Below are 25,567 nucleotides of genomic sequence, written 5' to 3'. Positions count from 1 at the left end.
CGGCTCAGTCCCGGGGCACATCCGGCCGTCTGCCTCCGACGGAGAGACACGACGCGATCGTCCGCTCCCGCGGCACCGACTCCCCCGTCCGAGCCGCCGGCAGCTCCACGGTGAACAGCGCACCGTGCCCCGGCCGCCCCTCGGCGGTGATCCGCCCCCCATGGCTTTCGACCACCTCGCGGGCCAGCGCCAGCCCGAGCCCGAACCGTCTGCCGCGGCCGGCCGAACCCCTGGCGAACCGCTCGAAGAGGCGCGCGGCCTCCTCCGGTGCGAACCCCACACCGGTGTCGCGTACGGACAGCGACACGATGCCGGGAACCGGGGCGTCCACGGACACGGTCACCTCCCCGCCGGGCGGGGTGTGCCCCATCGCGTTGTCGACCAGCGCGGCGATCACCCGGCGCAGGGCGGGCGCGGTGCCCACCACCACATGCCGCCCCGGCCCCGGCCGCAGACGCACGGCCAGCCCCATCTCCTGGGCGCGGGCGTCCTCCGCGGACACCGCCTCCTCGGCGAGCGCGGTCAGGTCGACCGGATCGCGGGATCCCGGCGACTGGGACAGCCGCGCGGACAACAGCAGGTCGTCGATGACATCACCGAGCTGCCGGGTGCCGGTCACCAGGCGCTGGAGGTCGGTGGCCAGTTGCTGGGGGGTCTCCGAATCGGAGCGCCGGGCCAGCAACTGGGCGCGGGTGTGCAGTTGGGTCAGCGGGGTGCGCAGTTCATGGCTGGCGTCCGCGACGAACCGCCGCTGCCGGTCCAGTGCCTCGGAGAGCGGCTCCATCGACCGTCGCGCGAGCATGCCGCTGGCGGCCGCGACGAGCAGCAGACCGACCGCCTCGGCCGCCGCGAAGGCAAGCAGCAGATGGTTGCGGTCGGCGCGCTGGAACCGTTCCCCGTACGCCGCCTGGACGAGTTCCGCACCACGCCGGTCGGTGCGCACCGTGTACTGCTCACCGCCGCGCTCCACCCGCTCCAGCACCGGCGGGGCGCCCGCGCGGACAGCGGCCAGGCTGGATCTCACGGGCAGCCCGGCGGGGGTGCCGGGGGTGCTGCTGACCACTCCGTCCCGCTCCACGGTCATCCACACACAGACCGGCGGGCTGTCGACGGTGTTGTGGTCGATGCCCCACTGGGTCTCGCGCTCCGCGTCGGCGCGCTGGGCGAACAGCACGACGGTGTAGACGATGCCCCCGACGATGAGCATGATCACCGACATCACCAGCGAGATCCGCCAGGTGATCGTCCACTGGGCGGCGGCGAGCCTGCGCTGTTCGGGGCGGCGCGGCGCGCGGCGCGGGGGACGGATCGGCCTCGGCTTCACAGCGCCCCCAGCTGGTAGCCGCGCCCCCGCACGGTGCGGACGACATCGCGGCCCAGTTTCCGCCGCAGGTAGTAGACATAGGTGTCGACGATGGACTCCGCCGAGGTGTCGGGGAAGACGCGCTCGCGGAGGTGTGCGCGCTCGTGCACGATCCTGGGGCCTTCGGCGAGCGCGTGGAGCAGTCCGAATTCCCGCAAGGAGAGTTCGACGCCCGTGCCGTCGGCCAGGAGCACCTCCCGGCTCCGGAGGTCCAGCTGTCCGTCGCCGAGCGGAAGGACTTCCGCGTCGACGAGGTCGCGCCGGTGCAGCGCCCGTACCCTCGCCAGCAGTTCGTCCACTTCGAAGGGCTTGACCAGATAGTCGTCCGCGCCGGAGTCGAGGCCGGTGACACGCTCGTCGAGTGCGCCCAGCGCGGTCAGCACCAGCACTCGGGTGGTGACACCGACCCGTCGTAATCGTCTCACCAGGTCCAGGCCCTCGATCCCCGGAAGCATCCGGTCGATGACCATCACCTGATGTCGTCGTCCCAGAGCGAGATGAAGCCCCCGTTGGCCGTCGAATGCGACATCGACGTCGTAACCCTCTGAGTTGAACAATTCGGCCAGCATGTCTGCGGTTTCCCGGTCGTCCTCGACCAGTAAGAGCCGTGTCTGATCCGCAGTCGACCGGTCTATATCGGCTGGGTAGATCATTCGCTCATCTTGACCCAATCGGCGTCGGTACGACGTCAGGGGTGCGAAACAGGGTCGTGAAGGCGCCAGAAATGGCTTTCGGGGAATATACACGTAGTGGTTCCGGTCCGGGCGCCGACGCGGCTCAGGACGCTGTCGAGAACGGCTTCCAGACCAGGGACGAGGCCCTCGGCGGACCTCAGATCGACGAGGGCCGCGACGAGCTGGTCGGCGGTGTGACCCGCCCCGCGGCGCCGTCCCGCGAGCACCGCGCCCACGATGGAGTCCCGCTGCCTGGCCAGCCAGCGCGCGGCGGACTCGGCGCCGTCGAGGGCGGGGAGCGGACAGCCGGTGCGCGACAGCGGCAGCCGGGTGCCGTGCCGCGAATCGGGGCCGATCCGCTCGCAGGCCCGGCCGTACCAGGTCAGCAGCTCGCCGAGAACGGCGCAGCCGACCGGTGTCGCCTCGGCCTCGGCCGCCTCCCGGGCCAGCGCCCGCACCAGGTCGTTGAGGTGGTACCGGCCGGGCCTCGGGGAGGTCAGCAGCCGGGCGTCGACCAGCCGCTCCAGGGTGTCCTGGGCTTGGTGGACCCGGCAGTTCAGCATGACGGCCACCGGATCGGGGGTGACATCGGCGGCGTCCAGGATGCCCAGGGCGCGGAAGGCGGCGTCGGGGGCCGGGCCCGCCGGAGGGCCGAGGTGGGCGGAGTGGGCGGAGTGGGCGCGCAGCGCGGCGTACTGGGAGCGCAGCCCGGTGCCCACGGTGAGATCGCCGACACGTAACTCGTCGAGTAATCGGCCGGATGAGGTGAGCCGTTCGGCCATGTCGTCGAGCGACCACTGCTCCCGGGCCAGACAGCGCACGCCCGCTATGCGGAGCGCCAGCGGCAGCCCGGCGCAGACGGAGGCTATGCGCCGGGCCGCGTACGGCTCCTCCCGCACGCGCTGATGACCGACGACACCGCCCAGCAACTCCAGTGACGCGTCCTCGGGGAGCGGGCTCACCGTGAAGGTGTACGCCCCCTCCAGATCCGCGAGGTGGTCGCGGCTGGTGACGATCAGCCGGCTGCCGCCGCTTCCCGGGATCAGGCTGCGGACCTGGGCGGCGTCATGGGCATCGTCGAGGACGACGAGCATCCTGCGGTCGGCGATCAGCGACCGGTACAGGGACACCCGTTCGGCCAGGCCGTGCGGAACGGCCGATCGGCGCAGCCCCAGATCCGCCAGGAACCGGCCCAGTACGTCGGCGGGAGAGGCCGGCCGCCCGTCCGCGTCCCGCAGTTCGGCGAAGAGCTGGCCGTCCTCGAAGGTGCCGCGCACCCCATGGGCCAGGTGCAGGGCCAGGGCGCTCTTGCCGACGCCGGGCCCACCGGTGAGGGCCACGATCACGGCGCTGCCGGGGTCCGACGCCGGGGAGCACATCAGGGAACGGAGCGCCGCGGCCTCATCGGCCCGTCCGGCGAAGGCCGTGGGGGCGGCCGGAAGCTGCGCCGGCCGCGGCGGGTTCCGGGCGGGCCGGGCGGCGCTCACGCCCTGCCCGTGCCCGGTGGAGGGCCGCGGCTCGTCGTCCCTCAGCACCCGCTGCTGCATGCGCCTCAGCTCGGGCCCGGGTTCGGTGCCCAACTGGTCGATCAGCAGGGCACGGCTGCGCTGGAAGACCTGGAGCGCCTCGGCCGGCTGCCCCGAGCGGGACAGGGCCAGCATCAGGCGGGCCGCCATCGGTTCGTCCAGCGGGTTCTGCAGGACCAGCCGCCACAGTTCGGGAAGCATGCCGTGGTGCCGGCCGAGTTCCAGCTCGACGTCGATCCGCTTGGCGACGGTCTGTCTGCGCAGCTCCTGAAGGTGGCGCACCTCGACATCGCACAGGGTGGACGAGGGGATGTCCAGCAGTGGTTCGTCCCGCCACAGCGACAGAGCCCGGTTCAGTTCCTCGGCACCGGTGGACAGGTCACCGGAGGCGATGGCGGATTCGCCGGCCCGGCGGTGCGCGGCGAACCGGCCGAGATCGCTTTCGTACTCGTCCAGTTCGATGAGATATCCCGGGGAACGGGTCACGATCCGCCGGTTCGCCTGGTGCCCCAGCACCTGTCTCAGCCGCATCACATAGGTACGCAGGGTGGCCGAGGCGCTGGACGGCGGAGATCCGTCCCACAGAAAGTGCGAGAGGCGGTCGGCGGACACCACACGGTTGGCGTTGAGCAGCAGCGCGGCAAGGAGAACGCGCTGCCGCGCCGCCGGAACGGTCAACTGACAGCCATCGACGTTGATGACGAGAGGACCGAGAAGCGCGAAGTCCACAACTACCTCATTCGGACGTCGAGTAGACCTCACCACGCTCTCCGCAGCGCGGCTTTAATGAGGCTAAACCATGACTCAAACCAAAACACCGGCAGAAAACCTAGTGTTCCGGGTCAGGGATTTCAGCCGTGGAGAGAGGAGGTGAGGGCCTTCAGGGGAACTCGACGATGTCTTCCGAGGAGCGCGGAGGTGAGGCGATAGGCGTCGACGAAGGCCCGGCCGCCGGTGTTCCGCCGCAGAAACGCCGCCACGTCCGGCGCGTCGGGAGCGTCGTCCCTGGCGAGCAGTTTCCCGGCGCGGTCGATGAATTCGCGCAGCAGGTCCATGCGGAAGGACTGGCCGCTGCCCTTGCCGAGCGCCGCGATGAAGTACAGGCGCATGCCGAGGCGGACGGCGTCGGTGGATCCGTAGGTGCCCAGCTCGTCCGCGAGCCCGGCGACCGTGTGCCGGTGGTCGACTCCATGACGGCTGGAGCGCACGATGCCGTCGAGCGGCACTCTGCTGAGACCGATGCGATGGGTGTCGGCGCCGAGCGCGCCGAAGATCTTCTGCAGAAGGATGTAGTCCTCGGTCAGCTCGAGGTCGTGAACGAGAACGATCTCATCGTACTGCTCGAGCATCGGCACCAGGTCACGCAGCGCGCAGCCCAGGTAGTTGGGGTGCCCGGTGGCCGAGGTGATGGCGCGCAGGGGCAGGCCCTGGGCGGTGGCATCGAGATAGACGGGGCCTCCGTCGCGGCGGGCGTCCAGGCACAGACCGCGCTTGGCGAGATACTCGACCACCTCCTCGAGCCCCATCCTGGGCGGCACGGTCCGGGTGATGCCCGGGTCGTACAGCCCCAGCCAGTCGTAGTGGCCGCGCCAGATCTCCAGCACACGCCGGCTCACCGGATGCGTCCAGCCGGTCTGCTCGACCGCGCGGACATACGGCTGGAGCGCCTCTTCCGGTGGCGGCGACGGCTGCGCCTGGAAGCCGGTGTAGAGACGGCCGACATCGTCCTCCGTGCACCGGGACGGGTCGATGTCCGGGCAGGCGCGGTCCAGGTACTCCCAGAAGCCCGCGGTCTGGCGGGTGATGTGGAAGGCCGTGTGGTTGTAGAGGTAGTCGGCGTCGGCCAGCGATCGGGTGGCGCGGTACATGACGTCCACCCAGAGCAGGCCCTTGAGGTGGCTGAGGCCCAGCGCCTTGGTGGGGGTCACCGTGACCGGGGCGATCAGCACCCTGGGGCGGCGCGGGGAACCGTCCACCGCCACCGGGCCGCTGCCGTCGCGCGGCCCGGCAGCGGGTCGTTGGGGCGTGGCCATGCTCACTTCCGTACGCCGTGGACGAGGAACACCCGCTCGACATCCGGGACATGGCGCGGGTGGACGGGGTCGGGCCACCGTCCGTAGTGCGCGGATTCCTCGCCCGGCTGCACCGCCTCCGCCTCGATGCCGTACTCGGCGAAGAGCGCCTCCGGCTCGTCGTGCCCGGACAGCCAGGGACAGCCCAGGCGTTCGAAGACCTGGAGCAGCGGCGCGACGGCGGGGGCGGTCAGGGTGGTGGCGCCGACCATGTCCGCGGCTATCCGGCTGCCGGGGGCGGTCAGGTCCGCGACACGGGAGAGAAGCTGCCGGGTCTCGTCATCGGTGAGGTAGTACAGCAGCCCTTCGAGCAACCACAGGGAGGGCTCTTCCGGACGGTAACCGGCCGTGACGAGGGCGTCCATCCAGTCCGGGCCGAGCAGGTCGACGCCGATCGGACGTCTGGTGACCCGCTGGTGCACCGGCTCGTCGCCGAGGGCCGACTCCTTCGCCTCCAGGACGCCCGGACGGTCCAGTTCGAAGAGCTCGATCGCCCGGGGCCAGGGCAGCCGGTAGGCGCGGGTGTCCATGCCCGCGGCCACCATGACCACCTGGGGATATCCGCCGTCCTTCACCTGGGTGAGCAGGTAGTCGTCGAAGTACCGGGTCCGGATCGCGTTGAAGTCGACGGTGCTCGGCACCTTCTGCCCGGAATCGCCCTGCCCGGAATCACCTTGTCCGGGATCACCCTGTCCGGGATCGCCCTGTCCGGGATCGGTGTCACGGGGCCCGCTCGCGTCGGCGACCTGGCCGAGCAGGTCGCCTCCGAGGGCGCCCACGAGCCGGGCGGCCAAGGGGTCCTGGTAGAGCCGGTCCGGTCGCTCGGTCTCCTCGGCGCGCAGCGCCGCCGTCAGCAGGGACGTCCGAGCGATCGCGTCTAGTGGTGCCACGTGGGTGCTCCTTGTACGAGGGAAGGGAAGAGGCCGGGCAACCGGCCCCAGAACGCCTCAGCTGCCGAGCAGGCGCTGCCAGGCGGCGTCGTCGTGCTGGAAGACCCGGTCCTTGACCTGGGCCGGACGGGTTCCGGCGGCGACCCTGTGCTGCCAGTCGCGGGCGAAGGCGTCCGGCGCCACGCGGTGGATCTCGGGAGCGTCCAGCCGGCCCGTCCCACGCGCCGACCGGTAGCCGGGGGCGGCGGCGCTCAGCGCCGCGTCGACCGCGTGTCCCAAGGCCGCGGTCTCCCGGTCCGACCAGGGAAGGAACGGCTCCAGCGCGAAGGCGTAGCGCGGCCGCGCGGCGCCCCGCACCGGTCCCGCGCCCGCGGGATCCCCGCCGGTCCGCGTCGCGGGGGCGTCGACCACCCGGCAGGTGGCGTTGCGCACCTCGAGCCCGGTGGACGCGAGCGCCGTGCGCAGGGCGGTCACCACATGGGACTCGCGCAGCCGCTCGCCGACGGCGTCCGAGAGGGTGCGCCGGCCGGCGTACTCGACCCGCGGAATGTCCCCGACCCGGTCGACCACCCGCACCACATCACCGAGCGCGTACCGGTACAGGCCGCCGACGTGACTGATGACGGCGTGGTACTCGCGACCGGTCTCCAGCTCGTGGAAGAGCTGAGTGGCGGAGTCGGGCCGGAGGTCCTCGTCGGCGTCGACGAACTCCAGCAGCCCGGCGGTGATCGCCGGTGAGCCGGCCGTCAGATGGCGGTCGAGGGCGACGGCCACGAAGCCTTCCGACGCCGCCACCGGGGCGGGCAGCGCGGTGACCCGGGGGCCGAACGCCTCCCGCAGCCGCGGCAGATAGAGCGAGGCCAGGCCGGTGGTCCAGCAGAACAGCAGTTGCGTCCGGGGCCAGACATGCGTGGGCAGCAGCCCTCCCGCGCGCTCCGCCGACCTCTCCAGCAGGCGGGCGCGGCCGGGGTCGGGGGTGCCGCCGGGGTGGCCGTCGATCGTGCCGTCATACAGGTCCTTGACCAACCGCGGCCACCACTGGACGAGTTGGTGCGGCACGGCGGCGACCATGGCCGGGTTGATCCCGATGACGCACCGCACATCATGCTCGATCGCGGCGCGCAGCCGCACATAGCCGCGCTGCAGATGGTCCGCCGGGTCCACGAAGTCCGGCAGGGTGCCCCAGGGGGCCCGGCTGCCCGGCTCCGCCGCGAGGGGTTCGCCGAACGCCCGGCCGAAGTCGACCTGGCTGGCGCCCAGATGCGGCTGTCCGGAACGGGTGGTGCCGACCGCGGGGGCCGGGTCGTGTTTGAGGTTGAGCGTGGCATCCGCCCGGTGGACGGCCTCCGGGAAGTGCTCGACGAAGTTGGCCCACGCCGCGTAGTAGAAGGGGAAGAAGGACGTGCGCATGAACTGCCGGGTGATCGGGATCTGCTTGCTGTCCCCGGTGCTGCCGCTGCTCTTGAAGAAGACCACGGCGGGATCCGCGCTGAGCACGTTCCGCCGCCCGGCGGCGGCCGACTCGATCCAGGGGGCGAGCGAGGCGTAGTCGGCGATGGGGACGGCCGCGCGGTACTCGTCCACGCCGCCGCAGCGGGAGAAGCCGTGCGCCTTCCCGAACTCGGTGTCCGCGTTCTCGCGCAGCATGCCGCGCAGCGCGTCGTCCTGGGATTCCCGCGCGTTGGCCAGCGCCGCCCACAGCCGGTCCCGCTCGCCGAGCACTCTGCTCCGGTAGGCGGCGAACGTCCCGCCCGCCGCCTCGGCCGTCTCCGCCGCCTCAGCCATGTGCACCATTCCTCACAGCCTTCTCCACGAGATCCACGGACTCCTCGACACCATCGGACTGGCCGAGGGTGATGACGTTCAGCCCGGCCAGCTCTTTCCTCATCACGTCGCCCAGATCGGCCTGAAAGCGCGTGAACGACTCCTCGGTGGGCTTCTCGCCATAGTGCTCCATCGGATTCGCGTCCGCTCCCCAGCCGCTTCGCTCCCAGGCGACGGCGGGCTCCACATCGAGGTAGACGACCTGGTCGGGCTCCGGGAAGGACCGCCACCAGGAGAGCAGCGACGGGTTGTCGTGGCCGAGGAGGGAGCACTTGGCCAGAAGCTTGTAGTAGTAGGAGTCCACGATCACCGGTCGCTCCGGCGGGGCGTCCGCCACCCGGTCACGCAGATGCACCGCAGCGATCTGCACCAGGGTGAGGAAGAGGTCCGAGGAGTAGCGTCCAGCGGGCGCCCGCAGCGCCTCGGTGAGGAAATCGTCGCGCACCCGGCCGATGAGCGAGTACACCGGGTCCAGCAGGGCCTCGTCGTACGAGACGACCGTCCAGGTCCCCCGCTCGGCGAGACGTTCCAGCACCGAGGACTTTCCGGAGTAGTCGGGCCCCAGCAGGACCGTTGATCGCGGCCTCACCCGGCGGGCCCCTCCCCGGCGCCGGTGCCTGGTTCCGGGCCCCCTTCGGGAGGCAGCGCGCGGGCCGTACGCGTCTCGGGCATCAGTTCTTCCTTCGCTCGTCCACCTGGATTCACCGAGTATCCGAGCGCGATGTATCGCCTCGATAGCGTCGGCGGCGGCGACGCGTCACGGGGCCGGTTCACCGGTCAGGTCTGCCGGTCAGGTCCGCGGGTCGGGTCTGCCGGTCAGGTCCGCGGGTCGGGTTCACCGGTCATGGGCGTAGGTTGGGCGTAGGTCAGGAAACCCGGGCCCCGCCGCTGAGGGAGAGTCCCGCGCAGGCGCGCAGCCTGCCGGGGCCGGCGGTCTCGGGACCGTCACCGGAGGTGTCCGAATCCGCGTCGGGGACGACGCGCAGCATCTCGAAGGGGCCGTCCGACGGGTCGAGTTGCGGTACGTGGTGGATCGTCAGTCGCGTGTGCTCGTCGATCAGCTTCGTGATGACGGCCTCGGCGAGGACATGGTGAACGTGGACGAGGTAGGCGGCCAGGGACACCCGGGTCGTGACGGCGTACAGCCGCGCCCGGCGGACCGGTGCGTGGGGGTCGCGTTCCGGCGAGGAGGCCGCAGCGGGCACCTCCAGCCGGGCGGGAAGGGCCGGCAGCTCGGCCGTGGGGAACAGTCTGAGCAGCCGGCGAAGTGGCGACCGCTCCCCCGAGTCATCGGGCGCCGTCCACGCCATGGAGCCGTCCCGGCTGGTGTAGTGGAAGCCGAATCGGGTGGCGAGGTTCGCCGGGTTCCCGGTCAGGAACACGGTCCTGGTGTAGTCCCGGAGCCATGCCTCACGCAGGGTGTCCGGCAGGCTCAGGGCGTAGCCCAGCACCGATTCCGCGTAGATCCGGGGTTCGAACCGGCGCAGTACGACGGTCACGGTCGTCGTCGCCGACGCGGCCTCCGCGGCGAGCTGCGCCATTCGTTCCGCGGTGAGCGGCTGGGCGTCCAGCGCCTCCGTGCCACGCCCCGCGCGTGCGGCGCGGATCCTGGAGGCGAACTGGGTCTGGAGAAACTGTTGGGTAAACATACGCAACTTCCCTCTGGCGCTGGACCGTCGGGCGATGGCGCCATTCCTTTGGCCACCCGGTGTGGGCCCACCGAGTGTGCAAAGGACCTCTATCGTCCCGATAGCGCGGACCGTGTCAGCTCCTCACGACGCCGCGCAGAAGCAGGTCGATGAGCCGGGTGGCCAGGTCGCGCCGGTTCTCACCGGCGGCCATGAGGCTGATCCCGCCGAGGGCCATCAGCACGTCCTGGGCGGCGACGTCCGGCCGCGCCGCCGACTCGCCCTCCCCGGACGACAGCAGATGGTCGATCGCCTCGGCGAGCAGGGCCCGGGTCTGCAGCCGCTCGCCGTCGTCGGTCAGCACCACTCTCAGCGCGTCCGCCATCCCGCTCTTGGCGGCCATGAAGTCGATGAAGCGCTCCATCCAGGTCCGCAGCGCGTCCACCGGCGGCAGCGTGGCGGCGAGGTGCGGCGCCGCCTCGCACAGACGCCGCACTTCCTGCCGGTAGACCGCCTCGACCAGGAGTTCCTTGGACGGGAACCGCCGGTAGAGCGTGCCGACGCCGACACCGGCCTCGCGGGCGATGTCCTTGACCGAGGCCCCCGCCCCCTCGCGGGCGAGGACGGCCGCCGCCGTCTCCAGCAGCCGGTCCTCGTTGCGTTGCGCGTCGGCGCGCAGCGGCCTGCGGTGCCGCGCCGCATCCCCCTCGATGCCGGTCAATCCGGGTCCCCTCTCGCCATCACTTGCAACCGGAACCGGTTCCGCTTACCGTCGAGAAGCGAACCGGAACCCGTTCCGGATACGAGCGTACGACGGTCCACCGCCACCGCGCCACCGGCCGCGCGCCCGTCTCCCCATGCCGCCGCCTCCCTGGAGCTCGTCATGACCGACCGCCTCATCACCACCCCCTTCGGGGCCCGGACGACCGCCGCCGAGGTCCTGGCCGGCGTCGACCTCACCGGCAGGCGCGCCATCGTCACCGGAGCGGCCTCCGGCATCGGGCGCGAAACCGCGCGCGTCCTGGCCGCCGCCGGTGCCGAGGTCACCATCGGCGTCCGCGACCTGACCGCGGGCGCGCGGGCCGCCCAGGACATCACCCCGGCGAGCGGCCCGGGAACGGTGCACGCCACGATGCTCGACCTCGCCGACCAGAGCTCGGTGCGCGCCTTCGTGGACACCTGGCGCGGGCCGCTGCACATCCTTGTCCTCAACGCCGGGGTGATGGCCTCGCCACTTCGGCGGACGAAGGAGGGCTGGGAGACGCAGTTCGCCACCAACCACCTCGGCCACTTCGCCCTCGCCACCGGTCTGCACGGCGCCCTGGCGGCGGCCCGTGGCGCACGTGTGGCCGTGGTCAGCTCGGTCGGCCATGTCAACGGCGATGTGCTCTTCGACGACATCAACTTCGAGCGGCACCCCTACGACCCGTGGGCGGCCTACAGCCAGTCCAAGACCGCCAATGTGCTGTTCGCCGTCGAGGCGAGCCGCCGCTGGGCATCGGACCTGATCACCGTCAACGCCCTCAACCCCGGCCGTATCACGAGCACCCGGCTCGGCCGCCACATCGGGGACATCGCCCACGGCCCCGCCTCGTCCGACCCCACCAGCACGGATGTGTCCTGGAAGAACATCGAGCAAGGCGCCGCGACCTCCGTGCTGCTCGCCGCCTCCCCGCTGATCGAGGGCGCGACCGGCCGGTACTTCGAGGACTGCGACGAGGCCGGGCCCCATCGGCCCGGTGTGCGGCGCGGAGTGGCGGCCCACGCACTGGACACCCAGCACGCGGCCCGCCTGTGGCGGATCTCCTGCGACATGCTCGCGGCCGCGGTGACCACCGCCTGACCACGCCATCCCCCACGGGGTCCGACGAGACGAGAACTACCGCTTGCGCGGATCCCCGTGCTTGTGCGGATCCCCGTGCTTGTGCGGATCCCCGTCCGGAAGCCATGCGTCGGGCGCGTGGACACCGAAGTCGCCGACGCCTTCCGTCAGGGCGTCCACGGTGCTCAGTACGGCCGGGCGGAGCTCCTCCCGGCGCCAGACGAGGGACCAGGTCCAATAGACCTTCGGCTCGACCACGGGACGCGCGACCAGGTCGGGCGGCAGTGAAGTGGTCTGCCCCTTGGGCGAGTTGAGGATGGGCCGCCCGCGGCGGCGTACCTGGTCGAAGAAGACGGGGCCGGTGATACCGCCGTCCGCGATGCGCACCGCGGGGGCGCCGGTGTCGGCGGCCAACCGCTCCGCGTAGTCGTTCCAGGACACCCATGTGGTGGCGTCGTCGTCCAGCAGCACGACGGTGTCCTGGGCGCGGACCTCGCCGGTGTCCTGCCCGGCCGAGACGGCGTAGAGCCGGTCCGCGCCGATCAGCCGGGCGCTGAGTCCGCGCTTCTCCAGATCGTCCGTACGGATCCAGCACACCGCGAGGTCGAGGCTGCCGTCCGCCACCCGGGCGGCCTGGGCGTGGGAGGGCGCCACCCAGGCATCGATGTGCAGGCGCGCCACGGACGAGGCGCGGGCGGTCAGGTCCGCGGGCAGCCAGTTCACGTATCCGAGCCGGACCGGTTCCGAGCCCGCGATCCTCGCGGCGCGGTTGCGGAGATCGTCGGCACGGGCGAGCAGGTCCCGGGTGCGCGGGAGCAGGGCCGCTCCGGCCGGGGTGAGGGCCACCGAACGGCGGTCGCGGTCGAAGAGCCGGACACCGAGGTCCCGTTCCAGCGACTTGATCTGCTGGGACAGCGAGGGACCGGCGATCAGGAGCCGCTCGGCGGCCCGGCCGAAGTTCAGCTCCTCGGCCACAGCGACGAAATACCGCAACTGACGCAGCTCCACGATCGCCATGCTACCCGCGGTTCCGCCCCTGGCTCCGATGGCCCGGGGGCGGGGTCCGGCGGGGCGTCCCTGTGACCGGCTTGCTCACAGCTGGTAGGCGCCGCCTCCTACCGCAGGTCACAGCGGTGGGGTGGCGGCGGGCGGCCGCGCCCTCGCCTGGGATTTTGTCGACCGGTCGTCTATGTTCTTTGAGGGGCCGGTGCTCAGCACCGGCCCGGTCAACCAACTCCCCTTGGAGAGAGTCACCATGAGCACTCCCGGCCAGAAGGTCGCCATCATCACCGGCGCGTCCCAGGGCATCGGCGCGGGCCTGGTCCAGGCGTACCGCAAGCTCGGCTACGCCGTCGTCGCCACCTCGCGCGGGATCACTCCGTCATCGGACCCCGAGGTCCTCACCGTCCAGGGCGACATCGCCGACCCCGCCACCGCCGAGCGCGTGGCCGGTGCCGCCATCGACCGCTTGGGCCGTATCGACACCCTGGTCAACAACGCCGGTATCTTCATCGCCAAGCCGTTCACCGAGTACACGCAGGCGGACTACGACGCGGTCACCGGCGTCAACCTCAGCGGCTTCTTCCGCATCACCCAGCTCGCCACCGAGCAGATGCTGCGCCAGGGCGGCGGGCACCTGGTCCAGATCACCACCAGCCTGGTCGACCACGCCAACTCGGCGGTCGCCGCCGCGCTGGCCTCCCTGACCAAGGGCGGACTGCAGTCGGCCACCAAGGCCCTGGCCATCGAATACGCCACCCGCGGCATACGCAGCAACGCCGTATCGCTCGGCATCATCAAGACGCCGATGCACCCGGAGGAGTACCACGACACGCTCGCCGGCCTCCACCCGGTCGGCCGGATGGGCGAGATCAGCGACGTCGTCGACGCGGTCGGCTACCTGGAGAACGCGCCCTTCGTCACCGGTGAAATCCTCCACGTCGACGGCGGCCAGAGCGCCGGCCACTGACCGCCCGACGCCCGCCCCGGGCGCCGGTACCGCCGTCTCAGGCGTCGACCGGTGCCCGCGGTGCGCGGGCCCCCAGCAGGGCCATGCAGTTGGGCCACACCGCGCCGAGCCGGGACGCGTTGTTGTAGAGCTTGGCGAACAGGACCTGGCCCTCGAGCTGCGCGACCACGGACCGGGCGGCTTCACGGGTGTCGGTGACGGTGACCTCGTCACGCTCGGCGGCCTCGGCGATGACCGAGTCGACCATCTCGACCTGGCTCTCGAAGATCTCCTGAAGGCGCCCCCGGACGGCTTCGGTCTGATTGCTCATCTCCAGGGTGAGATTCCCGAACATGCAGCCTGAAACGGTCCCGCAGCTCTGCTGGCCGACCCGCTGGGCGGTCTCCGTCTCCTCGAACAGCCGCCGCAGCCGTTCCAACGGCCGCGCGTCGCCGTTCAGGACCCGGGTCCAGCCCTCCCGCTGGGCGGCCCAGTGCTCGTCGATCACGGCCAGCGCCAGGGCTTCCTTGGACTCGAAGAAGTAATAGAAACTGCCCTTGGGCACCCCGGCCGCCTTGCAGATCTCCGCCACCCCCAGAGCCGAGTAGCCGCGCAGCTCGATGAGCGACCGCGCCGCGCTGAGGATCTTTTCCCTGGCATCACTGGACCGTCCCATATCGGCAGTATACGACCGATCGACTACTGATGGCCGAACCGGTCGGCCGGCCCCCTCCCCACTCTCCTCCCGCTTGGAGCTGACGCCATGAGTACCGACGCGATGAACGACCCGATGCACGAGGTGCTGAGGCACTGGCAGGCCGCTTTCGACGGCCACCGGACGGACGCCATGGCCGACCTGTTCACACCCGACGCCCTCTTCCAGGGGTTCGGCCCGGAGACGGTCTCCGGCCGGGACGCGGTGCGTGGCTACTACGAGGCCGTTCCGCACTACCGCCGCGCCCATCTCGGGGACGTCCGCGGCTACCGGATCGGCGACCACGTGGCCGGTGGCTTCGCCGATGTCACCTTCCGGGATCCGACGGGCTGGGCGGCCCCGGTGCATCTGTCGCTGGTCCTCCAGCACGAGGGCGGCAGGTGGCGGATCCGCCAGTACCACGTCTCCCGGATCGCCACCGACCACTGAACGTCGGCGGTCACTGAGCCGTCGACCACTGACGTCGCCGACCACTCAGCCGTCGACCACTGACGTCGCCGACCACTCAGCCGTCGACCACTGACGTCGGCGACCGCTGACGCCGCCGACCGCCGACGTCGGCGTCGGCGTCGATCCACCGCCGACGGTTCCAAGAGGCTGAGCCTCCCAGGAGGGAGGAAGCCGATCCTGGCACCCGCCCCGGTGCCGGGCGCAGTCTGAGGCCATGGGATTCCCGGTGGCGCGCACCGTGGGGTTCCCGAGAGGACATGGTGATGAAGGAATTCCTGGTGGAGCTGACCACCACGGTGCCCGAGGGCACCGACCCGTCCGAGGTGGACGGGCGTCGTGCCGCCGAGGCCGTCCGGGCCGGGGAGCTGGCCGCCAACGGCCATCTGGTCCGGCTGTGGCGGCCGGTGGGAGAGGTGCGCAGCATCGGCGTGTGGCGCGCCGCCGACGAGGCCGAGCTCCACGAGAAGGTGCTCGGCACCCTGCCGCTGCGCCCGTGGATGACCGTGATGGTCACTCCTCTCGAGGCCCACCCCAACGACCCGGGCAGCACCGGCAACGCCACGTAAGGGCACCGCGAACGCACGCCACCGCGGGCGCGGTGGCGCGCGTTCGCGGTGTTGGCAGGCTTTCGTACCGTCAGACCGTCGAGGACCACATCGTGACCGCAGCATCTCCAAGCTCCCGCACCACGAGCTTCCAGGGCCTACGCCACTCGCCCTGGGCCCATGTCGCGCAGGCCGCCGCCGCGCTGGGGACGGCCATGGGCGTCGGCCGTTTCGTCTACACCCCGATTCTTCCCCTGATGCACGCTCAGGCCGGGGTGTCCGCGGCGACGGGTGCGAACCTCGCCACCGCCAACTACGTCGGCTATCTGATCGGCGCGCTCGCCGGGACCCTCCTGCCGCGTCTGATGCGCTCCCCCGCCGTGCTGCGGAGCTGTCTGGTGGTGCTGGCGGTGTCGCTGGCCGGGATGCCACTGACCCACGCCACCGCGGTATGGCTGCTGCTCCGGCTGTGCGCGGGCGTGGTCAGTGCGGTGATCTTCGTCATCGCCGTCAACTCGCTGCTCAGCCATCTGCGCGACCATCCCGCCCACTTGCCCGGCTGGGCCTTCGGTGGAGTCGGGGCCGGTATCGCCCTGTCCGGGCTGCTCGTCCTCGTGCTGCGCGCCATCGCCGACTGGCAGGCCGCGTGGTGGGCCGCCGCCGGGCTGAGCGCGCTGCTCGCCCTTCCCGCATGGTCTCTGCGGCCGGAACCCGCACCCGTCCCGGCGTCCGCCACTCCCCGGCCCGGAGCGGAAGGGCGGGCGAGCGGCCCGCGCACCCATCGCTGGTTCACGGCGCTTTTCGCCTCGTACACGCTGGAGGGCGTCGGCTACATCATCGCGGGCACCTTCCTGGTGGCCGCGATCGAGCAGACCTCTCCCGGCTGGATCGGCGGCGGCGCCTGGGTGCTGGTGGGCCTCGCGGCCATTCCGTCGTCCGCGCTGTGGGCGGGCCTGGGGCGGCGCTGGTCCCGCCCCGGCCTTCTGCTGGCCGCGCTGGGCGTCCAGGCGGTCGGCATCGCCCTGCCGGCGCTGATCGGTGGCGTCGCCGCGGCGCTGATCTCCGCGGTGCTCTTCGGCGCCACGTTCATCGGCGTCAGCACCCTCGCGCTCGCGACCGGCACGCATCTGCGCTTTCCCCGCGCGGTCGCGCTGCTGACCGCCGGATACTCGGTGGGCCAGATCCTCGGCCCACTGGTCGCCACCCCGCTGCTGCGCCACGGCTACCACCAGGCCCTGATCCTCGCGGCGGTCGTGGTCCTGGCCTCCGCCGTCGCGGCCGCCGTCCTCCGGATCGGGTTCCCCCACCATATGCCCGCGCCCGGCCACCCGGTCGTCCGCGCGGAGCCCGCGCCCGACCGGCGGACCCCGGGCCTCGGCACCGCCGAGGCACGGGCCGACTGACCTCGACCTCAGTCGACGAGGTCCAGCGCGGCGGTGACGATGCTGTCCGTGTCGATGCCGTGGTAACGGTAGACGTCCTCGATCGAACCGCTCTGGCCGAACCGCGTCACACCGAGGGTGGTGACGGGCGTGTTCTGGATCGTGCTCAGGAAGGCCAGCGTGTGCGGATGGCCATCCAGCACGGTGACGAGCGGGGTGGCCCGGTCGGCGGGGAAGACCTGGTCGAGAATCCAGCTCGGGTCCCGCGACAGGCCGCGCCGGGCCTGGAGCGCGCGGAAGAGCAGATCCGGGCTGGTCACGCAGACCACGTCGGCCCCGTGGCCGAGGGCGGCGAGCCGGTCGGCGGCGGCCAGGGCCTCCGGAACCAGGGCGCCCATCGCGGCGAGTGTCACCACGGGCCTCTCGTGCCGCCGCAGCCGGTAGGCTCCCGCGGTCACCTGCCGGCGGCGGCGCTCGCGGGCGGCCGGATCGCCGGGCACAGCGGCCGCGGACTGGTCGACGGGCCGGGTGGACAGCCGGAGATAGGCCGAACTCCCGTCCGGCCGACCGAGGTTGCCGAGCGCGTCGAGCAGACACCATTCGGTGTCGATCGCGAACGCGGGCTCGTAGGTGACGCAGCCGGGCTGTTCGATGCCCAGCGAGGGGGTGGTGATCGACTGGTGGGCGCCGCCCTCCGGGGCGAGCGTGACACCGGACGGCGTGCCGACCAGGATCGACTGGCCGCCCGCGTAGATGCCGAACGACCAGGGCTCCAGGGCCCGGTTGACGAAGGGGTCGTAGACGACGCCGATCGGCAGCAGCGGCTGGCCCCAGCGGCTCCAGGTGGCGCCCAGCTCGCCGAGCAGGCCGACCAGGTTGGTCTCCGCGATGCCCAGCTCGACATGCTGGCCGGTGGGGCGCTCGCGCCAGTGCAGGATCGTCTCGGCGTCATCGGCGAACCAGTTGGGACGCTCGGTCGGCGACCACACACCGACCTTGTTCAGCCAGCCGCCGAGGTTGGTGGTCGAGCTGACGTCCGGGCTGACGGTGACGATCCGGGCGGCCGCCTCCGGCGCCCGCCGGGTGAGGTCCAGCAGGACGCGCCCGAGGGCCTGCTGGGTGTTGCCGGAGCCGGTCGGCGCCGGGCGGGCGAGGTCGGCGGGGACCTCGGGGGCCCGCGGCGCCGCGTGTCCGGGGCGGCGCAGCCGGCTGGCGGCCGCCGCGCACCGGGCCGCTTCCGGCGATCCGCCGGCGAAGAGCTCCCACGGCCGGTCGGGGTCCGTGCCCAGGCGGTCGGCCAGGGTCTTCATCTGGTCGGCGGTCAGCAGTGAGGAGTGGTTCTGCGGGTGGCCCTCGGTGGGCAGCCCGTAGCCCTTGACCGTGTACGCGAAGATGACGGTCGGGCGGGTGTCGTCGACACTGTCGAACGCGTCCATCAGCGCGCCGATGTCGTGCCCTCCCAGGTTGCGCAGCGCCGCCAGCAGTGCGGCGTCGTCCAGGGGGGCGATCAGGTCCGCGATCGGCCCGGCGGTGGAGCCGGTGCCGGGCAGGCGCTCGCGCAGCTCGTCGGCGGAGCAGCGCAGCAGGCGCTGGTATTCCGGGTTGTCCATGGCGTCGATGCGGGCGTGCAGGGCCTCGCCGCCCGGCCGTGCGAACAACTCCCGCAGCGCGTGCCCGTACTTGAGGGTGATGACCTGCCAGCCGGCCGCGGCGAACATGCCCTGCAGCCGATCCGCGGCGATGCCGGGGACGACCCGGTCCAGGGACTGCCGGTTCAGGTCGACGACCCACACCGCCTCGCCCAGGCTGGGCACCATCGGGTCCTGGATCGCCTCCCAGATCGCGCCCTCGTCCAGCTCCGCGTCGCCCAGCAGGGAGTACTGCCGTCCCCTCCCGGCCCCGCCGAAGTGGCCCTCCACGTAGCGCCGGGCGAGGGCGCCCCACAGGGGGGCGGTGGCGCCGATGCCGACCGAGCCCGTGGAGTAGTCGACCGGGTCGGGATCCTTGGCCCGGCTGGGGTAGCTCTGCAGGCCGCCGAAGGCGCGCAGGGTGGTCAGGTAGGACTCGTCCAGCTCGCCCAGCAGGTAGTTGATGGCGTGCAGCACGGGTGAGGCGTGGGGTTTGACCGACACCCGGTCCTCGGCGGTCAGCGCGTGGAACCACAGCGCGGTCATGATCGAGGACATCGAGGCGCTGGACGCCTGGTGACCGCCGACCTTCAGCCCCGAGGGGTTCGGCCGCACCCGGTTGGCGTGGTCGATGATCGCGGTGGACAGCCACAGCACCCGCTGCCCGACCGCCTCCAGCACGGCGAGCTCCTCCTCCCGGGCACGGCCCGAGCCGCTGCCGCCGATCGCTCTCAGCTCCGGGTCCAGGACCATCACCGACCGCCTCCGCTATCCGCACCACACCGTGGAAATCTAAATTTGTGCTCCGTCAGTAGACAGATAGCTCTTCAACTGCACAAGATGCTTCTCTTTCGTTGAGCATTCTGCTTATGCTCCGGGTCGAAAGAGGGACGTCGATTGAGCACTATGAACAGTGAGCGAGGCGTGGACGCCACCGACGCGCGGATCCTGCTCGCCCTCGCCGCGCAGCCACGGGCCACCGTCGTCGCCCTGGCCGAGCAGCTGGGGCTGTCCCGCAACACCGTCCAGGCGCGGGTGGCCAGAATGGAGCAGGGCGGCGCGCTGGGCTCCTTCGAACGCCGGATCACCCCGAACGCGCTGGGCCACCCGCTCACCGCGTTCGTCACCGCGCGGGTCGATCAGCGCCGGCTGGCCGAGGTGTCCGAGGCGCTGGCGGGCATCGCCGAAGTCGTGGAGGTCTTCGGCCTCAGCGGCGAGACGGATCTGCTCGTACGGGTGGTCGCCGTGGACGCGGAGGATCTGTACCGGATCGCGGGGCGGATCCTCGCCGTTCCCGGCATCGAGCGCACGGCGACGGCCCTGGCCATGCGCGAGCTGGTGCCGCACCGCCTCACCCCGCTGCTGCGCCGTGCCGCGGCGGAGTGAGTGTTCCGCGCCCCGGCGCCTCCGCCTCGCGCCGTCCGTCCCTCGGGATCCGCGGTGTGCGGCCTCGGGATCAGTCCGCGGTGCGGGGTTCGAGGACGAAGGTGTGCCGCAGCACGGTGTACGGCTCGCCGGTCAGCTCGCGGCAGGGCCCGGTGTCGGCCTCGTAGGTGTCATAGGAGGCGATCAGCGACTCCTTGACCCCGAACACCGGATCCGTGTCCAGGTACGCGTCGTCCGACGGGAACAGCATGGTGGTCACGCGCTGGAATCCCGCGGCCTCGATCAGCAGGTGCACATGGGCGGGGCGCATGGGTGACCTGCTGGTGGCGCCCAGGAGTTCGCCGACCGGGCCGTCACCGGGGATCGGATAGCTGGACGGGCGGATGGAACGGAAGCCGAAGTGTCCCGTCTCGCCGGTGCGGAACAGCGCACGCATGGCCGGGTCGGCCTGGCCGGGCACATCCACGTCGTAGTGGCCCTCCCCGTCACTGTGCCAGACGTCCACCGCCGCGTCGGCCACCGGCGCTCCCGCGCGGTCCACGACCCGTCCCTCGAAGAACAGCGGGGTGCCGGGCAGGCCTCCGGAGATGTCGGCGGCGTCGGCGTGCCGCGGCCTGTCCTCCCTGAAGAAGGGGCCCAGGACGCTGTTCTGGGTGGTTTCCGCGGGTCGTCGGTTGCTCAGGGAGTCGACCAGCATGGTGATGCCCAGCACGTCGGAGAGCAGGATGAACTCCTGGCGCGTCGAGGTGCACATCTGCCCGGTGCGCGTCAGGAAGTCCACTCCCCGGGCCCACTCCTCCTCCGTCAGCTCGACATCGCGGACGAAGGCGTGGAGGTGCCGCACCAGCGATTCCAGGATCTCCGCGACGCGGGCGTCCTCGGTGTCCCGCATGGTGGAGATCACGGCATCGGTGATGGTGTCGCTGGTCAGATCACGCATGGCGCGCTCCCGTGGTGGTTGGGTGTCGTTGGCGGAACCGGTCCGGGGTGGTTCGCCACCGGATGACGTTCACGGTCTCTCGCCGACCCGGGCGCGGGTCAAGACCCGGTGCGCGGCCGGGGCCGGGCCTACGCGTCGGGGCGGCCGCCGGTCAGCTGTTCGCGGACCGCGTCCAGGTCGATCAGCGACCAGATCTCCGCGATCCTGCCGTCCTGGTAGCGGTAGAAGACATGCTCGACGAACGAGACCGACCGCCCGGTGGGCGGTATGCCACGGAAGCTCGCGGCGGGGGTGCAGTCGAAACGGATGCGGCACGCCACCTCCTCGCCCTGGACCACGAGCCGCTCGATCGCGTAGTGCAGGTCGGGGATCTCCGTTGCGTCGCGGCGCAGCAGATCCCGGAACCCGGCGATGGTGAGCGTCCGGTCGTTGTGCACCACGGGGTCGTGCACGAACTCCGGAAGGTCGTGGAAACGCCGCTCGTTCAGGCAGGTGAGGTACTCGCGATAGCGGTCCTCGAGTGCGGGTTCAGCCATGGGATGCGCGCTCCCGGTTTCATGGGCGCGGTGCGGTACGGCACCGGCGGTTGAGCCGTCAGGCGGGGTGGCCGAGTGCGTCGGCGATGAGTGTTTCGAGTTGTCGCGCGACCTGGTCGAGGGGCTGGACGCCGCGCTTGGCGCGGCACATGGCGATGGCTCCCTCGACGGACGCCACGATGAGGGCCGCCAGTCCGGGCGCGCGGTCGGGATCGGCTCCATGCGCCGTCAGCGCCTCGGCCAGCAGCCGCTCCCAGTCCTCGAACGCCTCGGCGGCGGCGACCAGGGCCGGCGGGATCTCGTCGGCCGGTGGCTCCTCGACGGAGACGGCCAGCACGGGGCAGCCGGCCCGGAAGTCGCTGTCGACGACGATGCCGCGCCACAGGGTCAGGAAGGCACGCACACCGGCGACCGGGCCCTCGTCCAGCTCCTTGCGCAGGATGCGGGTGACCGCCTCTCCCGCGTACCGCACCGCTTCGGTGGCCAACTGCCGCTTGCCCTCGGGGAAGAAGTGGTAGGTCGAGCCGAGCGGCGCCTTGGCGTGTTTGGCCAGCTCCCGGATGCTGGTCGCCTTCAGGCCACGTCTGCTGATCATGTCGGCGGCGCCGACCAGGATGCGCTCGCGCGACGGCGCGCTGGGCTTGGCCACGACCGTGCTCCCCTCTGGCTATAACGCTCGTCATAGTCTAGCGTGAGCAGGGCTATAACGATCGTTATAGAGAACCATCGCAGATGTGCGCGGAGCACGAGGGGAGACTTCGTCATGCCGATGACCGGGCCTGGTGGCGTTCGCGAAGGGCGGCGAGCCGATGCGTGAACTGACCTACGTCGCCCGCAACACCCTCGAATGGCGCGAGGCGCCCGACCCCGAGCCGCGGTCGGACCTGGAGGCGATCGTCGCCCCGGTGGCCGCCACCTCCTGCGACGTCGACACCGCGATCCTTGCCGGACACGGCTTCATCGACCCGCCCTTCGCCCTCGGCCACGAGTGCGTGGCCCGGGTCGTGGAGACCGGCGACGCCGTGACCACCGTGGCCCCCGGCGATCTGGTCGTCGTGCCCTGGTCGCTCAACTGCGGCGGTTGCGGCAACTGCCGCGCCGGACTGACCGCGCACTGCACGGCCGTACCGCATATGGCCATGTACGGCGCGCCCATCGGCGGCGACTGGGGCGGCCTCTTCTCCGACCTGGTGCGCGTCCCCTGGGCGGACGCCATGCTCGTCCCCCTGCCCGCCGACCTCGACCCGGTGGCCATGGCCTCGGCCGGTGACAACTGGTCCCTGTCCTGGCGCCTGGTGGCTCCCCATCTGACGGCCAGGCCGGCGGCCCGGGTCCTGGTCGTCGCGCGCGGCAGCATCGGCCTGTACGTGTGCGACATCGCCCGCGCGCTCGGCGCCTCCGAGGTGCTCTACGTCGACCCCGACCCGGAACACCGCGAGCTCGCCCGTGGCTACGGCGCCACCACCGCCGAGGCACTCGAGCCCGTCCGCCACGGCTTCGACATCGCCGTGGAGGCCACCGGCCGCGTCGACCAGCTCGCCCTGGCCGTCAAGTCCCTTGCCCCAGAGGGCATTTGCGAGTCGGCGGGCAACCACTTCCGCCCCGGTGAGCTGCCCCTGCTCGACATGTACCTCACCGGCGTGACACTGCGCGTCGCCCGCGACAACGTCCGGGGCCACCTCCCCGACGCCCTCGACCTCGCCCGCTCCGGAAAGGTCGACCCGGCACGGGTCGTCTCCCACGTCCTGGACTGGGAACAGCTCCCGGACGCACTGCCGGAGAAACACCTCAAGCCGGTCTTCGTCCGCGCCGACGACCGCGCACGTCAGGACGGCTCCCACAGCCTCGGCCGGGAAACCCGCTGAACGGGCCGAACCCACCGGGCAGAGGAGTCGTCCAGCCACCCGTCGCCCGCCGGGCGGCCTCCGGGACCGCCGCCCGGTCGCCCGCGAGCTCGGTGGCCGACGGGCGGATCTCGGCGAAGGCGGGGCCGGGATCCCGCTCCGGAGTGGTCCACGCGGCCACGGCGAGGCAGTCGAACGGCGGCGGGTACGTCCTCATGCGTCACGGGTCGCACGAGCGGTGCGGTGCCGGGCGTGGCGTTCCTCCGGACAGGTCTGTCCCCCGTACGAGCCACATGCGGTGTCCACCGTGCGGTGACGATCTCGGACCGCCAGAACCCTAACGTTCTGAGCAGCCGCGGCGCTCCGGCCGCGGGTCCGGCGAAGGCGAAGGAGTCCTCATGAGACGGGTCCGGCAGCTCATGACCGCCGCGGTGGCGGAGGAGGAACCGCCGTTCCGCGGCCTCCCGTTCCGGTCCGCCACCACCGCTACACTCGCCCGGTGATCAGTGTTCGGCGCGTCCCGGGGATGTGGCAACGGTTCGATGTCACGGTCCGGGACCTCCCGCTCGGGCTGCTGATCCTCGCCGGGTCGCTCATCCCGGCGTTCCACAACCACGGGACACAGCTGGGCGGTCTGCCGGCCCGTCCCTTCGACGCCCTGGCCATCGTGGCGGTCGCCCTCCAGTGCCTACCGCTCGCCGTGCGGCGGCGGTGGCCGGTGGTCTGTCTCGCCCTGGTGTCGCTCGGTTTCGCCGTCGACCAGCTCCGCGGCTACCACTCGTTCGCGGGCACCGCGATGCCCATCGCGCTGCTGAGCGTGGGGTCCCACCTGGAGCGACACCGGCGCGCCACCGCGCTCGTGTGCTCCGTGGCGTATGTGCCGCTGGCGGTCGCGCTGCACCGGCTCGGTTCGGGCGCCGAGGCGCCGAGTGAGTTCGTGATGTACTACCTGGCGCTGGTCCTCCCCTGGGGCATGGGGTCGTGGCTGCGCTCCACCCGGGCCGCGGAGGCCGAGCGCCGCCACCGCGTCGCCGAGGACACCCGCGCCGCGGAGCGCGCCCGCATCGCCCGTGAGCTCCACGACGTGGTGACCCACCATGTGACGGCGATGGTCGTACAGGCCGAGGCGGCACGCTATCTGACCGCCGCGCCCGAGCGCCTCGACCAGGCCCTGACCGCGGTCACCGAGACCGGCAGACGCGCCACCACGGATCTGCGGCATCTGCTCGACCTGATCAACCCCGACCACGGCACCGAGGCCACGACGCCGGCCGTCGGCAGACTTCTCACCCTCGTGGAGCAGACCCGCCGGTCCGGGCAGCCGGTGGAGTTCACCGAGGAGGGCACACCGGCGGAGTCGACCGGCAGCGCCGACCTGGTGGCGTACCGGGTCGTACAGGAGGCCCTGACCAACGCCCTCAAGTACGCCCACGGCAGCCGCACTTCGGTCCACGTCGACCATGGGGAAAGGGACATCACCGTGGAGGTCAGCACGGACGGCTCCGGCTCGCGGGCCCCCGCCTCGCCCGGTGGGGGCGGGCGGGGGCTGGCCGGTCTGCGCGAACGGGTCGATGTCCTGGGCGGCGACTTCAGCGCGGGCGCCCGCACCGGCGGTGGCTTCGTCGTCCGGGCGCGGATACCCGCGGGGAGCCCGTCGTGACCGAGTCGATCCGGGTCCTGGTCTGCGACGACCAGGTGCTGGTCCGCACCGGGCTGGTGACGATCATCGACGCCCAGCCCGACCTCGAGGTGGTGGGTGAGTGCGAGGACGGCCGGACCGCGGTCGACCTCGCCGGCCGGCTGCACCCGGACGTCGTGGTGATGGACGTCCGTATGCCGGTGCTCGACGGCATCGAGGCCACCCGTCTGCTGGCCGGTGCGGGGGTGCGGCGGCCCGTCAAGGTGCTCGTGGTGACCACGTTCAACCTGGACACATACGTCTACGAGGCGCTGCGCGCGGGGGCGAGCGGGTTCCTGCTCAAGGACGCGCCGCCGTCCCAACTGCTCCACGGGATCCGGACCGTGGCCACCGGCGCGGCCCTGCTGGACCCCGAGGTGACGCGCCAGCTCGTGGGCAGGTACGCCGCCCGGATCCGGCCTCCCGAGGGCGCTCCGGACGACATCCCGCTGACCCCTCGCGAACTGGAGGTGCTCCGCCTCATCGCGAACGGCCTGTCCAACAGCGAGATCGCCGCGACGTTGGTGATCAGCCAGGAGACCGTCAAGACCTTCGTGTCGCGCATCCTCACCAAGCTCGGGCTCCGCGACCGTGTGCAGGCGGTCGTCTACGCCTACCGCCAGGGTCTGGTGACCTGACCCGCCACACGGCGGACCGCCGCGACCCATGCCTTGAACGGTTCCTCGCCCAGCTCCCCGGAGCCACCGGGCGGACGT

At 71.8% G+C, this 25,567-nt stretch carries 24 protein-coding genes; 9 read left to right on the top strand and 15 right to left on the bottom strand.

Annotated elements, in window-relative coordinates; translation table 11 throughout:
• Nucleotides 1-4: 4 nt before the first annotated feature.
• From NP777_RS48005 to NP777_RS04750, 9 genes are all read right to left on the bottom strand, one after another.
• Nucleotides 5-1,324: a sensor histidine kinase gene (locus NP777_RS48005; protein WP_256648768.1), complete on the bottom strand. Its 1,320-nt coding sequence runs from the start codon at nt 1,322-1,324 to the stop codon at nt 5-7.
• A complete protein-coding gene (locus NP777_RS04785) occupies nt 1,321-2,016 on the bottom strand; it encodes a response regulator transcription factor (RefSeq protein ID WP_256648767.1) in 696 nt (231 codons plus the stop codon). The genes NP777_RS48005 and NP777_RS04785 overlap by 4 nt, the downstream gene beginning before the upstream one ends.
• Nucleotides 2,017-2,051: 35 nt before the next feature.
• The gene (locus NP777_RS04780) at nt 2,052-4,292 is read right to left on the bottom strand and encodes an AfsR/SARP family transcriptional regulator (protein ID WP_256648766.1); all 2,241 of its coding nucleotides are present in this window, start codon (nt 4,290-4,292) and stop codon (nt 2,052-2,054) included.
• Between the two features lie 122 nt (nt 4,293-4,414).
• Nucleotides 4,415-5,596 carry a hypothetical protein gene (locus tag NP777_RS04775; RefSeq protein ID WP_256648765.1) on the bottom strand — a complete coding sequence of 394 codons (1,182 nt, stop codon included), beginning with the start codon at nt 5,594-5,596 and terminating at the stop codon, nt 4,415-4,417.
• A 2-nt stretch (nt 5,597-5,598) separates the two neighbouring features.
• Nucleotides 5,599-6,525: a class I SAM-dependent methyltransferase gene (locus NP777_RS04770; RefSeq protein WP_256648764.1), complete on the bottom strand. Its 927-nt coding sequence runs from the start codon at nt 6,523-6,525 to the stop codon at nt 5,599-5,601.
• Between the two features lie 57 nt (nt 6,526-6,582).
• Complete coding sequence (locus NP777_RS04765; protein WP_256648763.1) at nt 6,583-8,310, bottom strand: GH3 family domain-containing protein; 1,728 nt, start codon at nt 8,308-8,310, stop codon at nt 6,583-6,585.
• Nucleotides 8,303-8,938 carry a hypothetical protein gene (locus NP777_RS04760; RefSeq protein WP_256648762.1) on the bottom strand — a complete coding sequence of 212 codons (636 nt, stop codon included), beginning with the start codon at nt 8,936-8,938 and terminating at the stop codon, nt 8,303-8,305. The genes NP777_RS04765 and NP777_RS04760 overlap by 8 nt, the downstream gene beginning before the upstream one ends.
• Before the next feature lie 277 nt (nt 8,939-9,215).
• Complete coding sequence (locus NP777_RS04755) at nt 9,216-9,998, bottom strand: DUF6182 family protein (protein WP_256648761.1); 783 nt, start codon at nt 9,996-9,998, stop codon at nt 9,216-9,218.
• A gap of 115 nt (nt 9,999-10,113) precedes the next feature.
• Nucleotides 10,114-10,698 carry a TetR/AcrR family transcriptional regulator gene (locus NP777_RS04750; protein ID WP_256648760.1) on the bottom strand — a complete coding sequence of 195 codons (585 nt, stop codon included), beginning with the start codon at nt 10,696-10,698 and terminating at the stop codon, nt 10,114-10,116.
• A gap of 162 nt (nt 10,699-10,860) precedes the next feature.
• On the opposite strand from NP777_RS04750, the gene NP777_RS04745 reads away from it, so the two are divergent.
• Nucleotides 10,861-11,820 (top strand): SDR family NAD(P)-dependent oxidoreductase, encoded by a 960-nt coding sequence (locus NP777_RS04745; protein ID WP_256648759.1) that lies wholly within the window; start codon nt 10,861-10,863, stop codon nt 11,818-11,820.
• Between the two features lie 36 nt (nt 11,821-11,856).
• Here NP777_RS04745 and NP777_RS04740 read toward each other — a convergent pair whose 3' ends face one another.
• Entirely contained in the window at nt 11,857-12,816 is a 960-nt protein-coding gene (locus NP777_RS04740; RefSeq protein ID WP_305889369.1) for a LysR family transcriptional regulator, read from the bottom strand.
• A gap of 238 nt (nt 12,817-13,054) precedes the next feature.
• Between NP777_RS04740 and NP777_RS04735 the strand changes: the two genes are divergently transcribed.
• A complete protein-coding gene (locus NP777_RS04735; protein ID WP_256648758.1) occupies nt 13,055-13,768 on the top strand; it encodes an SDR family NAD(P)-dependent oxidoreductase in 714 nt (237 codons plus the stop codon).
• A gap of 37 nt (nt 13,769-13,805) precedes the next feature.
• Here NP777_RS04735 and NP777_RS04730 read toward each other — a convergent pair whose 3' ends face one another.
• Nucleotides 13,806-14,423 carry a TetR/AcrR family transcriptional regulator gene (locus tag NP777_RS04730; protein ID WP_256648757.1) on the bottom strand — a complete coding sequence of 206 codons (618 nt, stop codon included), beginning with the start codon at nt 14,421-14,423 and terminating at the stop codon, nt 13,806-13,808.
• A gap of 87 nt (nt 14,424-14,510) precedes the next feature.
• On the opposite strand from NP777_RS04730, the gene NP777_RS04725 reads away from it, so the two are divergent.
• From NP777_RS04725 to NP777_RS04715, 3 genes are all read left to right on the top strand, one after another.
• On the top strand, nt 14,511-14,891 hold the full coding sequence (locus tag NP777_RS04725; protein WP_256648756.1) for a nuclear transport factor 2 family protein: 381 nt from the start codon (nt 14,511-14,513) through the stop codon (nt 14,889-14,891).
• A gap of 284 nt (nt 14,892-15,175) precedes the next feature.
• On the top strand, nt 15,176-15,478 hold the full coding sequence (locus NP777_RS04720; protein ID WP_256648755.1) for a muconolactone Delta-isomerase family protein: 303 nt from the start codon (nt 15,176-15,178) through the stop codon (nt 15,476-15,478).
• A gap of 194 nt (nt 15,479-15,672) precedes the next feature.
• Complete coding sequence (locus NP777_RS04715; protein ID WP_256649083.1) at nt 15,673-16,860, top strand: YbfB/YjiJ family MFS transporter; 1,188 nt, start codon at nt 15,673-15,675, stop codon at nt 16,858-16,860.
• A gap of 8 nt (nt 16,861-16,868) precedes the next feature.
• Here NP777_RS04715 and NP777_RS04710 read toward each other — a convergent pair whose 3' ends face one another.
• The gene (locus tag NP777_RS04710) at nt 16,869-19,220 is read right to left on the bottom strand and encodes a transketolase-like TK C-terminal-containing protein (protein ID WP_256648754.1); all 2,352 of its coding nucleotides are present in this window, start codon (nt 19,218-19,220) and stop codon (nt 16,869-16,871) included.
• A gap of 153 nt (nt 19,221-19,373) precedes the next feature.
• Between NP777_RS04710 and NP777_RS04705 the strand changes: the two genes are divergently transcribed.
• The gene (locus tag NP777_RS04705) at nt 19,374-19,853 is read left to right on the top strand and encodes an Lrp/AsnC family transcriptional regulator (protein ID WP_256648753.1); all 480 of its coding nucleotides are present in this window, start codon (nt 19,374-19,376) and stop codon (nt 19,851-19,853) included.
• A 70-nt stretch (nt 19,854-19,923) separates the two neighbouring features.
• On the opposite strand, the gene NP777_RS04700 is transcribed toward NP777_RS04705, so the two are convergent.
• The 3 genes from NP777_RS04700 to NP777_RS04690 form a co-directional block, all read right to left on the bottom strand.
• A complete protein-coding gene (locus tag NP777_RS04700) occupies nt 19,924-20,793 on the bottom strand; it encodes a dioxygenase family protein (RefSeq protein ID WP_256648752.1) in 870 nt (289 codons plus the stop codon).
• A gap of 128 nt (nt 20,794-20,921) precedes the next feature.
• A complete protein-coding gene (locus NP777_RS04695; RefSeq protein ID WP_256648751.1) occupies nt 20,922-21,329 on the bottom strand; it encodes an ester cyclase in 408 nt (135 codons plus the stop codon).
• 58 nt (nt 21,330-21,387) lie between these two features.
• Nucleotides 21,388-21,978, bottom strand: coding sequence for a TetR/AcrR family transcriptional regulator (locus NP777_RS04690; protein WP_256648750.1), 591 nt, complete (start codon nt 21,976-21,978; stop codon nt 21,388-21,390).
• Nucleotides 21,979-22,138: 160 nt separating this feature from the next.
• On the opposite strand from NP777_RS04690, the gene NP777_RS04685 reads away from it, so the two are divergent.
• From NP777_RS04685 to NP777_RS04675, 3 genes are all read left to right on the top strand, one after another.
• Nucleotides 22,139-23,194 carry a zinc-dependent alcohol dehydrogenase gene (locus NP777_RS04685; protein WP_256649082.1) on the top strand — a complete coding sequence of 352 codons (1,056 nt, stop codon included), beginning with the start codon at nt 22,139-22,141 and terminating at the stop codon, nt 23,192-23,194.
• Nucleotides 23,195-23,699: 505 nt separating this feature from the next.
• The gene (locus NP777_RS04680; RefSeq protein ID WP_305889407.1) at nt 23,700-24,833 is read left to right on the top strand and encodes a sensor histidine kinase; all 1,134 of its coding nucleotides are present in this window, start codon (nt 23,700-23,702) and stop codon (nt 24,831-24,833) included.
• Nucleotides 24,830-25,489: a response regulator gene (locus NP777_RS04675; protein WP_256648748.1), complete on the top strand. Its 660-nt coding sequence runs from the start codon at nt 24,830-24,832 to the stop codon at nt 25,487-25,489. Before NP777_RS04680 ends, NP777_RS04675 begins: the two co-directional genes overlap by 4 nt.
• The last annotated feature ends 78 nt before the right edge of the window (nt 25,490-25,567 follow it).

The sequence above is a fragment of the Streptomyces rugosispiralis genome (assembly GCF_024505145.1).
Lineage (GTDB): Bacteria > Actinomycetota > Actinomycetes > Streptomycetales > Streptomycetaceae > Streptomyces > Streptomyces rugosispiralis.
The sequence above is the reverse complement of the archived record's forward strand: the minus strand, read 5'-3'. Positions and strand labels throughout refer to the sequence as shown.

Coding starts and splice junctions, on each gene's coding strand:
- NP777_RS04785 (WP_256648767.1), bottom strand. CDS start 2,016: ATGATCTACCCAGCCGATATAGACCGGTCGACTGCGGATCAGACACGG.
- NP777_RS04775 (WP_256648765.1), bottom strand. CDS start 5,596: ATGGCCACGCCCCAACGACCCGCTGCCGGGCCGCGCGACGGCAGCGGC.
- NP777_RS04765 (WP_256648763.1), bottom strand. CDS start 8,310: ATGGCTGAGGCGGCGGAGACGGCCGAGGCGGCGGGCGGGACGTTCGCC.
- NP777_RS04755 (WP_256648761.1), bottom strand. CDS start 9,998: ATGTTTACCCAACAGTTTCTCCAGACCCAGTTCGCCTCCAGGATCCGC.
- NP777_RS04745 (WP_256648759.1), top strand. CDS start 10,861: ATGACCGACCGCCTCATCACCACCCCCTTCGGGGCCCGGACGACCGCC.
- NP777_RS04740 (WP_305889369.1), bottom strand. CDS start 12,816: ATGGCGATCGTGGAGCTGCGTCAGTTGCGGTATTTCGTCGCTGTGGCC.
- NP777_RS04735 (WP_256648758.1), top strand. CDS start 13,055: ATGAGCACTCCCGGCCAGAAGGTCGCCATCATCACCGGCGCGTCCCAG.
- NP777_RS04730 (WP_256648757.1), bottom strand. CDS start 14,423: ATGGGACGGTCCAGTGATGCCAGGGAAAAGATCCTCAGCGCGGCGCGG.
- NP777_RS04725 (WP_256648756.1), top strand. CDS start 14,511: ATGAGTACCGACGCGATGAACGACCCGATGCACGAGGTGCTGAGGCAC.
- NP777_RS04720 (WP_256648755.1), top strand. CDS start 15,176: ATGAAGGAATTCCTGGTGGAGCTGACCACCACGGTGCCCGAGGGCACC.
- NP777_RS04715 (WP_256649083.1), top strand. CDS start 15,673: ATGGGCGTCGGCCGTTTCGTCTACACCCCGATTCTTCCCCTGATGCAC.
- NP777_RS04710 (WP_256648754.1), bottom strand. CDS start 19,220: ATGGTCCTGGACCCGGAGCTGAGAGCGATCGGCGGCAGCGGCTCGGGC.
- NP777_RS04705 (WP_256648753.1), top strand. CDS start 19,374: ATGAACAGTGAGCGAGGCGTGGACGCCACCGACGCGCGGATCCTGCTC.
- NP777_RS04700 (WP_256648752.1), bottom strand. CDS start 20,793: ATGCGTGATCTGACCAGCGACACCATCACCGATGCCGTGATCTCCACC.
- NP777_RS04695 (WP_256648751.1), bottom strand. CDS start 21,329: ATGGCTGAACCCGCACTCGAGGACCGCTATCGCGAGTACCTCACCTGC.
- NP777_RS04685 (WP_256649082.1), top strand. CDS start 22,139: ATGCGTGAACTGACCTACGTCGCCCGCAACACCCTCGAATGGCGCGAG.
- NP777_RS04680 (WP_305889407.1), top strand. CDS start 23,700: ATGTGGCAACGGTTCGATGTCACGGTCCGGGACCTCCCGCTCGGGCTG.